General features: G+C 57.0%; 12 protein-coding genes and 3 pseudogenes. 4 read left to right on the top strand and 11 right to left on the bottom strand.

What is annotated here, in order from left to right; all coding sequences use genetic code 11:
• Positions 1-453: 453 nt before the first annotated feature.
• The gene (locus AC13RE_RS25040; protein ID WP_488564921.1) at positions 454-1287 is read left to right on the top strand and encodes an SGNH/GDSL hydrolase family protein; all 834 of its coding nucleotides are present in this window, start codon (positions 454-456) and stop codon (positions 1285-1287) included.
• Positions 1284-2135 (top strand): NmrA family NAD(P)-binding protein, encoded by an 852-nt coding sequence (locus AC13RE_RS25035; RefSeq protein ID WP_488564920.1) that lies wholly within the window; start codon positions 1284-1286, stop codon positions 2133-2135. Before AC13RE_RS25040 ends, AC13RE_RS25035 begins: the two co-directional genes overlap by 4 nt.
• On the opposite strand, the gene AC13RE_RS25030 is transcribed toward AC13RE_RS25035, so the two are convergent.
• Positions 2132-2761: a TetR/AcrR family transcriptional regulator gene (locus AC13RE_RS25030; RefSeq protein WP_488564919.1), complete on the bottom strand. Its 630-nt coding sequence runs from the start codon at positions 2759-2761 to the stop codon at positions 2132-2134. The genes AC13RE_RS25035 and AC13RE_RS25030 overlap by 4 nt on opposite strands.
• 539 nt (positions 2762-3300) lie before the next feature.
• On the opposite strand from AC13RE_RS25030, the pseudogene AC13RE_RS25025 reads away from it, so the two are divergent.
• Positions 3301-3587, top strand: a pseudogene (locus tag AC13RE_RS25025) (ATP-binding cassette domain-containing protein); the annotation flags it as partial.
• A 120-nt stretch (positions 3588-3707) separates the two neighbouring features.
• Here AC13RE_RS25025 and AC13RE_RS25020 read toward each other — a convergent pair.
• A pseudogene (locus tag AC13RE_RS25020) lies at positions 3708-4426 on the bottom strand (IS6 family transposase).
• Between the two features lie 204 nt (positions 4427-4630).
• Between AC13RE_RS25020 and AC13RE_RS25015 the strand changes: the two are divergent.
• Entirely contained in the window at positions 4631-4990 is a 360-nt protein-coding gene (locus tag AC13RE_RS25015) for an SPW repeat protein (RefSeq protein WP_132720934.1), read from the top strand.
• 328 nt (positions 4991-5318) lie between these two features.
• Here the strand turns inward: AC13RE_RS25015 and AC13RE_RS25010 are convergent, their stop codons facing one another.
• From AC13RE_RS25010 to AC13RE_RS24970, 9 genes and pseudogenes are all read right to left on the bottom strand, one after another.
• Positions 5319-5651 (bottom strand): cytochrome C oxidase subunit IV family protein, encoded by a 333-nt coding sequence (locus AC13RE_RS25010; protein WP_132720933.1) that lies wholly within the window; start codon positions 5649-5651, stop codon positions 5319-5321.
• Positions 5652-5661: 10 nt separating this feature from the next.
• Complete coding sequence (locus AC13RE_RS25005) at positions 5662-6384, bottom strand: heme-copper oxidase subunit III family protein (RefSeq protein WP_132721011.1); 723 nt, start codon at positions 6382-6384, stop codon at positions 5662-5664.
• Positions 6385-6396: 12 nt separating this feature from the next.
• Positions 6397-7101 carry a cytochrome c oxidase subunit 3 gene (locus AC13RE_RS25000; protein WP_132720932.1) on the bottom strand — a complete coding sequence of 235 codons (705 nt, stop codon included), beginning with the start codon at positions 7099-7101 and terminating at the stop codon, positions 6397-6399.
• Positions 7098-8876 (bottom strand): cytochrome c oxidase subunit I, encoded by a 1779-nt coding sequence (locus AC13RE_RS24995; protein WP_488564918.1) that lies wholly within the window; start codon positions 8874-8876, stop codon positions 7098-7100. The genes AC13RE_RS25000 and AC13RE_RS24995 overlap by 4 nt, the downstream gene beginning before the upstream one ends.
• A gap of 56 nt (positions 8877-8932) precedes the next feature.
• Positions 8933-9736, bottom strand: a complete 804-nt coding sequence (locus tag AC13RE_RS24990; RefSeq protein ID WP_132720930.1) for a cytochrome c oxidase subunit II — start codon at positions 9734-9736, stop codon at positions 8933-8935.
• A gap of 235 nt (positions 9737-9971) precedes the next feature.
• Positions 9972-10358: a c-type cytochrome gene (locus AC13RE_RS24985; protein WP_488564917.1), complete on the bottom strand. Its 387-nt coding sequence runs from the start codon at positions 10356-10358 to the stop codon at positions 9972-9974.
• A gap of 103 nt (positions 10359-10461) precedes the next feature.
• Positions 10462-11274 (bottom strand): DUF2189 domain-containing protein, encoded by an 813-nt coding sequence (locus AC13RE_RS24980; RefSeq protein WP_488564916.1) that lies wholly within the window; start codon positions 11272-11274, stop codon positions 10462-10464.
• 340 nt (positions 11275-11614) lie between these two features.
• Positions 11615-11716: pseudogene (locus AC13RE_RS24975) on the bottom strand (IS6 family transposase); the annotation flags it as partial.
• Between the two features lie 147 nt (positions 11717-11863).
• A protein-coding gene (locus AC13RE_RS24970) for an IS6 family transposase (protein WP_488564982.1) occupies positions 11864-12561 on the bottom strand; the annotation gives its coding sequence in 2 pieces (ribosomal slippage) (positions 11864-12366 and positions 12366-12561; 699 coding nt in all).
• Positions 12562-12564 lie beyond the last annotated feature (3 nt).

Genomic DNA, 12564 nt, shown 5'->3' with positions numbered 1-12564 from the left:
TTGAAAGGGTTAGAACGCACGACCCTGTTGGTACAAACGCCATCGGCCTCCTATTTTTCGATGGCATACATCTGCTTGACCTTGATGGAATGACCGATTTGGGGCCGAGAGCGGACATTCCGGTCTTGAGGCAAGACCTGCCACGGAATCATGTTGTCCGAGCGAACTAACTCCGACTTTCTTGCGGACGTTGTGCCGGATTTGACCAGTCCCCGAAAGCTGCCGCCTAGGCGTCATTCCAACTTCGGGAGCGACGGCAGATAGCGTGGTCTCGGGGCGGCCCAGGGCTGTCAGGCACGCGGCAAGCAACGCCAAAATCTGAAGAAAAGTTCACTGAACCCCAAAATACATAACAATTACATGAATTTAACTGGCCTGTAATGCGAGTAGCGACGCTCCGAAGGCGCGCCTATCTTCGTCTTGTGCAACCGGTACAAGTGTGGAGAAATATCGATGTCGGACGAACAACTGCGCTGGCTTTTGAAGGTCATCCAACCCGAGCGGACGCTCGCCCTCCTCCCTGGCGGCTCTGGCCTCGGCGAGGCGGCCTACGCCGGGCTTCTCAATCTGCCGGTCGAGGTCTACGCAAACGAACTCGACTGTCTACAGAAGGAGGCCTCGGAAGCGGCCACCGCCTTGCTTTCCGACCACACTGTGGCATCGATGGTCGATCACCTCCCCCTGCGGAAGGGAGCCAGCATAGTGGCGTTCGGCGACAGCTTGACGTCCGAACCCCAGTCTTGGGCAGTGATCCTGAGAGAAATGCTCGCGATGCGCCGCAGCGCCGATCAGATATCGTTCACAATCAGCGCGGTAGCCGGCGAAACGACGACGCACGGCCTAGTGCGGGTCGGCGGGATTGTCAATTCCCGGCCCGACTGGATTCTCTTTCTCGTCGGAACGGATGACGCACGGACGCAGGGCCCGCATCCAATGAAGACGCTCGTCCATCGCGAGGAGACGGCGCGCAACATTGCGGAGCTGCGTGAGCGCGTCTCCCGGGAGACTACTGCGCGCAGCATCTGGATCACTCCACCCGCAGTCAACGAGGCACAGGTGGCCGCGCATTCGGGCTTGGCTAGGTTCGGAGTTCGGTTTCGCAACGAAGACTTGGAGCGGGTCGCGAAGATCGTCCGAGACGGTGATGAGCCTGTTGTCGACGCCTTCTCCAAGTTGGGGAGTCCACCTCCTTCTGAGCTGCTGATGAGCGACGGACTGCATTTCACTCTGGAGGGTCAGAAGCGACTGGCGCTCGAAGTGATCCGGGGATGGAGCAGCCTCAAATGAATTACCTCGTTTTCGGCGCCACGGGAAACATCGGGTCTCGGGTTACCCAGCGCCTGCTCGATTCTGGAGCAAGTCCTTCCGTTTTCGTTCGCAACGCGAAGAGGGCCAGAGCTCTTTTCGGTAACCGCGTCGAAATCCACACCGGAGACCTCGAAAGGCCCGGCTCCTCGCTGGATGCTGCGCTGAGCGGGGTCGGCGCGGCTTTCCTCGTGACTGACGGACCGCATCTCGACATGCAGGATCACGCAGTCGCCTTGGCTGCGCGCCACTCAGGCGTGCGGCACATCGTCAAGCTCTCTACCTTGGACGTGCTATCCGGGGTCGGCACTGGCGCATGGCACGCACGCGGTGAGGACGCCATTCGCGCTAGTGGAGCGGCGTTCACATTTATTCGGGCGGCCGGATTTATGTCGAACGCGCTCAGCTGGTCGCACTCCATCCGCAAAGATGGAATGCTGCGCTCGTCCACAGGCGCTGGCAAAATCGCTTTTATCCATCCAGACGACATCGCGGCCGTCGCCGTGACCGCCCTGACCACACTCGACTATCACGGTCAGGCATTGGTGATTACAGGCCGCGAGGCGCTGTCGTACGGGGAGATGGCCGCCGCGATAGGCAGGGCTATCGGCAAGCCTGTCGGCTTCGAGGAATTATCTGACCAGCAGGCATACGCGCGCGCGGTCGAATGGGCTGGCAAAGGTCCTTATGCCGAAGCGTTCGTCGACATCTGGCGCGCGGTGCGCGAGGGACGGCTTGAAATGGTAACGGGCGAGGTAAGGCGGATTTTGAGGCGAGAACCAATCTCGTTCGATCAGTGGTCTGCCGAAAATGCCCCATCGTTTCACTAGTGTTTCGGCGCGATGTCCTGAAACGAATTCACGTAAAGCGCTACGGCGCGGATTGCCTCGCCCTCGGCGCCATTGCGCGAAAGGGCGGCGCGCCCCTGATGCGCCGCCCCGTGCACGAGCGACTCCACCATTCCCGGAAGGACAAAGAGCATTCGCTCCTTTTCATCGAGACTGTACCGCTGCTGCTCGTCGTACGACAGCATCTGTCTGAAAGAATGATGCAGGGCACGCTTGAAGCCGAGAGCGTTCTCCGGAACGGCAGACGAAACGGCGTTGTGCAAGTCCGCGAAGCCCGCATGCGCATTCATCAGGCCTTGGACAAGTTCACGAGCGAATTCGTCTAGTGGTGCCAAGCGGCAGGCGGCCATAGTCTGCTCGATCAGCTGTCGTACCTCGTCGACATGTCGATCATGGAGGGCCGCGAAGATCGCGCGCTTGTCAGGAAAATACTGATAAAGTGACCCGATGCTGACACCGGCAGCCTCCGCGATCCGATTCGTGGTGATGGCACGCATCCCGTGGCGCTTGACGACAAGTTGGACCGCCTCAAGCACCGCCTCTACCGTCTGCTGCGAACGTTTCTGTTTGGGCTCGCGCCGGGTGAGAGCGCTTTCGGCCGTCGACATGCTATCCTGCCATTTGTCACAAACCTCAACAAGGAACCATAGCAGCCGCCCAATTTGCGGGCAATGTGCCAAGGAAAGTGCAACCACGACCGCTCTTCGATGAAGGTAAATTTCATCGAACCAGTATCGATCGCGCGGTTGAAGCTACGTCGCTTGGGGCGCATCGGCAAGAAAGTTCGACTGACTGCTACCCATCCCTTGCCCGCCTTTGGTGGCTTGGCGGCAGAACGGCAGCTTCTAAGGCTGTGAACCGCACGTTCGAACGACAGCGATGAAGGCGCTAAGCAGTCGTCCTACGCTTTGCTGCAACGGCACTTTTAAAGACCACGACCCACCGTCAAAAAATCGGACTTATGGACCATAGTGCCTACTTATGGCACCAGCAAGCCTGGGGTTCATTTGCGTCGATATTTCAACCAGCTTTGTATTTCGTCGCGACCCTGCCCAAAGGGGCGATCTTGTCGATTTCAGGCGCGGCATGCGTCTGCACCGCGATGGAGGAAGTGCTGGATCGCCTCTCGTCTCGGAAGCGTGTTTAGGCACGATCGCTTGAAATCGAACCATTCCTCGAGCGCAAATCACGCCAACTCTCCGGCGGTCAGCGGCAACGCGTAGCGATGGGTCGTGCCATCGTGCGCGAGCCGGTAGCGTTCCTGTTCGACGAGCCGCTCTCAAATCCCGATGCCAAGCTGCGGGTGCAAATGCGCGTCCAGATCAAACGGCTACAACGATCTCTCGCGACCACGAGCGTCTATGTCACTCATGACCAGATGGGGCCATGACGCTGGCCGATCGCCTATTCGGCTTGAATAGCGGGCGGCTGGATTAGAAAGCTGGTAGATCTTGCCCCTGGGTATCGAAAGTGCGCCAAATCTCGCCTTTGTAATCGTTATTGCGGCGATGTCACGTTGTTCGCGTAATCCCCGATAAGGCGTTGCCGATGAATTTACGCAGTTGCGCCGGTCACGACTTTCCGCTGCGCCATTGCGCGAACGTCAATGAATGTGGGTGGCGGGGGATGAGCGTTTCTGATGCGGCGGCACGAAGAGATTTCTGACTGCTGAAAAGACCGAGATGAAACGTTGCAAGCCGCCGACGGAACGGAAGCCCTGCATCATCCGCTCTCGTTTTCGAAGCGGCACGTGAGAATTCTCCGCGCGATTGTTCAGGCCCTTGTGTGATCGATGTTCGACGCCGGGCACGAGCTGCCGTTTTGCCGCTCCGTATGAGCGCAGTCTGTCGCTGACGATGCGCTTCGGCGACAGGGCCTGCTTCTTCAGCAACCTGACCAGCAATCGCTTGGCTGCTTTGGTGCCGCGGCGGGTCTGGACGATCTCGTCGAGAAGGTAGCCGTCCTCGTCAACGGCCCGCCAAAGCCAATGTTTCCGGCCGCCGATGGAAATCGCCACCTCGTCCAAATACGAGATATCTTTCCGCGACGACTTCTTTCTGCGCAACCGCTTGGCATAAGCCGCCTCGAATTTGCGGCCCCATCGCCGGATCGTTTCGTTAGATACGACAATGCCCCGCTCCAACAGCATTTCCTCGACCAACCGCAGGCTTAACGGAAACCGGAAATACAAACACACCGCATGGGCGCTGATCTGTGGCGGAAAGCGGTGGTTCTTGTAACTGATCGTAGGCCCGCTCATCGAGCTTAATTATCCGCTAACCGTTAAGCTGCAGACAACGTGACATCGCCGGAGATGGCTGAGCTTGGCCTTAGCGCAGCTGAGATTTCAGACGTGATACCGGAAGTATCGTTCGCGTATTATCTTGAATCAGAAGATCTAGTAATTACTTCTATACTTAAGCGTGAAGTTCACGCCGGATGAAATTGTTGTTAGGCTTCTTGGTGAGGAGGTTGCCATGGCAAACATTCTGATGAAAGGAAAAAGGAAGCAGGATTGGGCAAATCTGCTGCTGGCTGCATGCTTATTTGCCTCCCCGTGGGTATTCGGCTTCACAGCCGAGGCAATGCCGAGCTGGAACGCATGGATCGTTGCCGTCTTGCTGGGTGTGTTGGCGACCGCCGCGCTTTCGGTATTCGCCGAATGGGAGGAATGGGCCAATATGGTGCTCGGCCTGTGGTTGGTTGCATCTCCCTGGCTGCTCGGTTTTACCGCCAACGTAAACGCCATGTGGACGGACATCGTTCTCGGCGTGTTCGTCATTGCGGCATCGCTATGGGCGGTCTGGGATGTTCATCATCCTCACGCCCACGCTTAGCTGGACGCGTGCCTGATATTGACTGGACCCGCCGCCTAAAGCGGCGGGTATGTGGTGACTGTTCGAACCATCGCCATCAATTGACGACTGGCATCAAGTGATGTGCTTTTCGCGATTGTTAAGCCTGACACGCTGGAGCCTGAGGAATTGCAGGGTAGCAACATTGTAGCTGAGTAGATGACCCGTCTCACGCCACAGTTCCATCCCGTTCAGCGAATCTTGGTCTTCTTGTCTGCCACGCAGATGCTAAGCTTGTCTTGCGTTGAGGCTAAGCCATATTGCGAGCACTTGATACTCCGCTTCAGAGATGGCTGGATGGTGCCAAACCTTACGGACCACCCCCCAAAAAAGCCAGCCGCGTCAGGACCGTGTAGTGCGATTCCGACACCATCAGAGCGACAAAGACAAGTATCAGGACCGGGGGGAACAGGATGGCATAGATTAGCGCTAGCCGTTCCCAGGCCATGTGCATGAAAATCGCAACGATCAGCCCAGCCTTCAGGATCATGAACAGAAGGATCAGAGACCATCTGAGAGAGCCCTGAATGCCGAGGTAGTCGACGAGATAGGAGAAGGTGCTGAGGACGAAAAGCAGCCCCCAAACCACCATGTAAAGTTTTATCGGATGCTGCTGTCCGGAATGTGCCTGCCCTTGTGCCATGATGCCATCCTCACCACAGATAGAAGAACGCAAAGATGAATACCCAGACCAGATCGACGAAGTGCCAGTATAGTCCCGTAATCTCGACGATCTCATAATTGCCCTTGCGGCTGGTGAAAAAACCCCGCCGTTCCTGGTCGAAATCTCCTCGCCATACCTTGCGTGCCATGATCAGAAGAAAAAGAACGCCGATCGAGACGTGGGTGCCGTGAAAACCGGTAATCATGAAAAAGGACGAACCGAACTGTGCCGCACCCCATGGATTCTCCCAGGGGCGAACTCCTTCCCTGATCAGTTTGGTCCATTCGAATGCCTGCATGCCGACGAATGTCGCGCCGAGAACCGCCGTCGCCAACATCAGTGCGGCGGTCTTGCGACGATCGCGGCGATATCCGAAGTTGACCGCCATGGCCATCGTACCGCTGCTGCTGATGAGGACGAAAGTCATGATGGCAATCAGGATCAACGGAATTTCCTTGCCCCCGATCGTCAGGGCGAAAACCTCGCTGGGATTGGGCCAGGCGACCGTGGTCGACATGCGCGCCGTCATGTAGGCCAGCAGAAAACAGCCGAAGATGAAGGTGTCGCTCAGGAGGAAGATCCACATCATCGCCTTGCCCCAGGAGACGTTCTTGAACGCTCGCTGGTCCGACGACAGGTCAGCCGCGACGCCGCGTAGTCCCACGGGCCGCAGATGTGGATTACTTGTCGGTCTTTCTATGGACTCGGTCATCATCGCGGCTCCTCAACTGACCAATTGACGGCAGAGATCGACGAAACTATTTGCCCAGCCGGCAAAGAGCGCAAAAAGGATCAGCCAGACAACGAGCATGAAATGCCAATAGATGGCGCAGAGATCCACGCTTAGGCGAACTCTTGCGAGGACAGGGCTGATGCGAGCGCGGATTGCTGTTCGCCCGAGCACGAAAAGCCCACCCAATATGTGCAGGCCATGCAATCCGGTGATCATATAGAAGAAGCTGTTGGATGGGTTGTCGGCAAGCACATAACCTGCCGACACCAGTTGCCGCCACGCGAGAACCTGCCCGGCCAGAAACAGAACAGCCAGTGCGAAGGCCACGGCAAGAGCCGTATTCAGCATCTCGCTGCGGTCGAGACAGGCTTCGGTTTTCGCCCACTGCAATGCGACGCTGCTAGCGGCAAGGGCAGCGGTATTCACCCAAAGCAGTCGGGGGATTGGAATACTCCACCAGTCGGAGCCGCTGAGGCGGGTAAGATAGGCGCTGATGAGGAGCGTGAACAGGGCACCGACGACGGCGAGAAAGATGCCTAGACCGACTTTCGCCGCGGTCGCCGGTGATCCTTGCATCTCCGGCGCATCTCCCGCCGGCCCGGCTTCCAGCCAGGGCTTTGAGGTCAGCCGCTGTCCTGCCATCCACCAGATGATGATGCCGGCGATCCCGGCCATGAAGATGAGAATGGCGCTCATGACAACGCCCTTTCGGACGGCCCGACCGAGGCCGGCTGATTCTGCGGCAGGAAGTCCTGATCCGCTCCGGGGACGCTGTAATCATATGGCCAGCGGTAGACGATCGGCAGCTCCTTGCCCCAATTGCCGTGAACGGGCGGCGTTTGCGGTGTCTGCCATTCCAACGTCGTCGCACGCCATGGATTGCCGCCCGCTTGCCTGCCCCAGCGAAGACTCCAGGCGAGATTGAACAGGAACACAAGCTGAGCAGCCCCCACGATCAATGCGGCAACGGTGATGAACATGTTCAGCGTATGCGCCGACGGCGGAATGAAAGCTGTTTCGCCAAGCTCGTAATAACGCCGCGGCACACCCATCAGGCCGAGATAATGCATCGGGAAGAAGATCGCATAGGCGCCGAGAAAGGTGATCCAGAAGTGGATATGCCCCATCGTCACGTTGAGCATGCGCCCCGTGACTTTCGGATACCAATGGTGGATTGCACCGAAGATCACCAGGATCGGCGCGACCCCCATTACCATATGGAAATGGGCAACGACGAACATGGTATCGGACAGCGGCACGTCGACGACGACATTGCCGAGAAAAAGGCCGGTCAGCCCGCCATTGATGAATGTAACGATAAACGCCAGGGCAAACAGCATCGGCAATGTCAGATGGATATCGCCGCGCCAAAGCGTCAGCACCCAGTTATAGACCTTGATGGCCGTCGGGATGGCGATGATCAACGTCGTAGTCGCGAAAAAGAACCCGAAGTTCGGATTCATGCCGCTGACATACATGTGATGCGCCCACACGACGAAGCTCAGCGCTGCGATGATGACGATCGCCCAGACCATCATCCTGTAGCCGAAAATGTTCTTGCGTGCATGCGTGCTGATCAGGTCCGAGACGATACCGAAGGCTGGAAGCGCGACGATATAGACTTCGGGGTGACCGAAGAACCAGAACAGATGCTGGAACAGGATCGGGCTGCCGCCGCCTTGCTTTAACTGCTCACCCATCTCGACGATCGCGGGCATGAAGAAGCTCGTGCCGAGTAAGCGGTCGAACAGCATCATGACAGCGGCGACGAAGAGCGCCGGGAAAGCAAGCAATGCCATGACGGTGGCGGTGAATATACCCCAAACCGTCAGGGGCATTCGCATCAGCGTCATGCCGCGGGTGCGACCCTGCAGCACCGTGACGACATAGTTGAGCCCGCCCATAGTAAAGCCGATGATGAACAGGATCAGCGACGACAACATCAGGATGATGCCCCAGTCGCGTCCTCCCGGCGTCCCGGATAGAAGTGCCTGCGGTGGATACAGCGTCCAGCCGGCACCCGTCGGCCCACCAGGCGCGAAGAAGCCGATGACCAGCACAATGACCGCGAGCAGATAAAGCCAGTAGCTCAGCATGTTCGCATAGGGGAACACCATGTCACGGGCGCCGAGCATCAAGGGGATCAGATAGTTGCCGAAGCCACCGAGGAATAGCGCCGTCAGCAGATAGATCACCATAATCATGCCGTGCATGGTGATGAACTGATAATAATGTTCCGTGTCGATGAAGGAAAAATAGCCGGGAAACCCGAGCTGCAGCCGCATCAGCCAGGACAGCACCAGCGCCACCATGCCGATCGAGATGGCGGTCAGAGAATACTGAATAGCAATGATCTTAGCATCCTGGCTGAAGACATATTTCGTCCACCAGCTTCTGGGGTGATAAAGCTCCACATCCTCGACTTCAGCGGGCTGGATGACCTGCTCGGTGCCGGACCCAATCTCGACCATATTCCATCCTCCCTGTTCCCTGCGATGCAGCCTTCCTCCTCAGCTGCGCATGGCACTTATTTTTGCGCCGACGCCAGCGATTTCGAAAAAGTCGGCTGTTGCTGCAGCCAGGCTTGATAGGCGGTGTCGGTATCGACGACGACTGTGCCGCGCATCTGGGGATGACCGACGCCGCACAACTCTGCGCAGAGAACCTCGAAGGTTCCCGTTCGCGTCGGCGTGAACCAATAGTAGGTGACCGTGCCGGGGATCATGTCCATCTTGGCCCGGAATTCCGGCACGTAGAAATCGTGAACGACATCGATCGAGCGCAGAAGCATCTTCACCGGCTTGCCGGCGGGTATGTGCAGTTCGCCGCCTTCGACGATGACATCGTCCGTTCCGGCGGGATCGTTCTTGTTCAGGCCGAGCGGATTATCCGGAGCAACATTGCGCGTATCCGCCCGACCCAGCTTTCCGTCCGCCCCCGGCAGCCGGAAACTCCATTGCCATTGCTGAGCGACGACTTCGACCTCGCTGGCGTCACTCGGGACCGTTACGAACTGTTTCCATACGAAGAGGCCCGGTGTGAGCATCGCAGCCACGCCAATTGCGGTTCCGCCGGCAAGCCACCATTCCAACCGCTTGTTTTCAGGCTGGTATGCCGCCTGGTTTCCGGCGCGATGCCTGAAGCGCAGGACGCAATAGGCTATGAACAAGACGACGGTCGTGAAAACAATGCCGGTGATCCAGAATGTGATGACAATCGTGTTGTCGATATAGCTCCAGTTCGACGCAATCGGCGTCCACCACCAAGGACTAAGCAGATGGAATGCGATCGATCCCACCACCAGCAGAACGAGAACTATGACGACAGCCATTGTCGCCTCCCTGACCCGGCCGCGAATATTTCCACAATCCCATCGCGAGAGATTTTAGCATTATCTCATGAAGAGGTCAGGCGAGCAATTGCGACAACGACAGCGGCTCATCCTGACAAACCATACGGGGCGCGAAGGCACCGCGCGAACAGAGCGGCGGTGTCACATCACCGAGCGGAATTCCGCCGATCCAACCGGCGGCACGGAAGACAGCTCATCCCAATTTGCCATCTGGCTATTTGGAGTATTGCTTCAGATAGGCGATCAGATTGGTAATCTCGGTATCGTCCTTCAGCCCGATGAAGGTCATTTTCGTGCCTTTCACCTTCGCCTTGGGATCGTGCAAATAGTCGCGGAGCGATGTCTCGCTCCAGACGAGGCCGTCTTTGCCTGCCTGCTGCATTGCCGGCGAATAGGCGAAATTCGGATGTGTTCCAGCCGTTCTGCCGAACAGACCGTTCAGCGAAGGTCCGATCTTGTTCTGGTCCGTTTCGGCTATATGGCAAATGGCACATTTCTTGAAAACAATGGCTCCCGCGGTCGCATCGCCCTCCTGCGCGAGAGCGTCATGCGGGGCGGCGATGGCGAGAAGCAGACAGATCGAAAGAAAACGGCAAGACATGGTAATCCTCATTCTCTTCATCGCTATTCCAAACGACGCGGCTCCCATCGGACAGGTCGTAATGGCTTGGAGGATGATCCCGGGGTAAGTTTCCTTTGTGAATTCAAGACATGCGGTTCGGATAGGCGGCAATCAATTTCCGATACAGGTGCCAAGTCGAATGCCCGAGGATGGGCATGACGACTGCAAGGCCGACAAAGATCGGGATCGTACCGACGACGAGCAGCGCCGCGACGATCAATCCCCAAAGCGCAACAGGCCCTGGATTGGCAAGCGTGGCGCGTATGCTCGCATTTACGGCCGCGGTTGCGCCGACATCCCGGTCGAGCAGCAGCGGGAAGGTCACCACAGTCGTCGCCAAAACAATTATCGCGAAAACGAAACCGGCCAAGTTTCCCCAAAGTATAAGGGAGAAACCTTGAGAAGTGGTCAGTGCATCTAACAGGAAGGTGGAGACCGAGGTCAGATCGGCCTTGCCGAACGTGAGGGTGTAGATATGCTGCGCGACAAATAACCAAGCGACGAAAAGCGCGAACAGCATGAAGCCCACCGCAATGATCGATGGCAGTGCCGGAGAGCGGCAGACCTCCAACGCGTGATACCATGAGCTATCCAGTCCCTGTTCGCGGCGTCGACTGATTTCATAAAGGCCAAGGGCCGCAATCGGGCCAACCAACGCAAAGCCGGACATCAAGGGATAAAACAACGGCATCAAGTTAGCGCCGGAACTCCACATGATCAGGAAAACGCCTGTGATCGGATATATAAGACAGAGAAAAACGTAATGTGAGGGCTTCGCTCCGAAATCATTAAGCCCCAATCTCAGCGCATCGATAAGATCTCCGATCCTTATCTTCCGCACTTCCGGGCGCGCAAATTCGCCGCTCGCACCGGCCATGACGTGGAATGCCACCATAACATCTCTCCTCCTGCACCATATACCGGCTGGCGCTGCAAAGACGTCCGGCGAATTTTATCTACAATCAAACCGCAACCGGCTAGCGTAAATTTATCAAATCTTATCGCTTTTGTCGCCTATTCTTTAAATTATGAAATTAGATACTATTCATTCATGATGCCAAATGATCGACGATTTTGAACGTCGGTACATGGAAGACAATATTCGCCTGCGGCAGTGAGATTTCGCCCATTGTACGTCCGGCAATCGGCTCCCCTATTCATCGACCGGGTAAGCAACCTGTTGGGCACCGTAAAGTTAACCGACACTGGTCAAAAATGTTGCCCGGGGCTTTTGCTTATGCGATTTGCAGGCGTGCGATTTCATTCCAGATCTGCATGGCTGTGGCTTGCAGTTCGCGGTAATGATCGGATGGAATATCGTGGCGTGGAATGTGAAAGGGCATCGTAAACTTGACGACCGCGGCGCAATGGTGGGCCTAGTCGCTTTCACGGTTCATACCCGAGCGATTTGCGTCCACAGGCTCATCCCCGCGGGTTCTGTCGCAAATTTTCTGCGGGGGAAGCGCGTTTCCGGTTGACGGATTTCAGGCGGCGATTGCCTCGAATTGGTCTTTAAGCGACGGGTTTGGATTGAAGGCGAAACGGACTTGCCGTTTTTGCATCATGTGAACCATCTCGATACCACCAAGTGTGACTGTTGCAGCCGGGAACGACTTGAAGCCCAGCATTGGGCGCACGCGACGCTTGATACGGCGATGATCCTGCTCGATCCGGTTATTGAGATATTGGCTCCTGCGGATGCTGATTGACTTCAGTTCTCGCCGCGACCGGTCCTGCAAACGGCTTTCGGCGTCGCAGGAAATGATCGCCTCCTGGTTTGTCTGGCTTCCATCAACGACAATGCGCTCAGGCCGACCATGGCGCTTCAGAGCCTTGCGCAGGAAGCGCTTGGCCGCCGGCAGATCACGGTTTGCGCTAAACCAGAACTCGATCGTATCGCCCACACTGTCGATTGCTCGATAAAGATACATCCACTGGCCACGAACCTTGATGTCGGTTTCATCCATATGCCACTTGCCGCTGACCGCCGTTTTCGACGGTTGAACCGTTCAAGCAGCACTGGCGAAAAATGAGCCACCCACCGGTTCACAGTCGAGTGATCCACGGCAATCCCGCGCTCCGTCATCATTTCCTCGAGGTCGCGCAAGCTCAGACCATAAGCAAGATACCAACGCACGCATAGGAGGATCAGCGAGCGGTCGAAATGGCGGCCTTTGAACATCGT

This window comes from Martinezella sp. CNPSo 3959, assembly GCF_057784355.1.
This window is presented reverse-complemented; position numbering and strand designations above follow the sequence as displayed.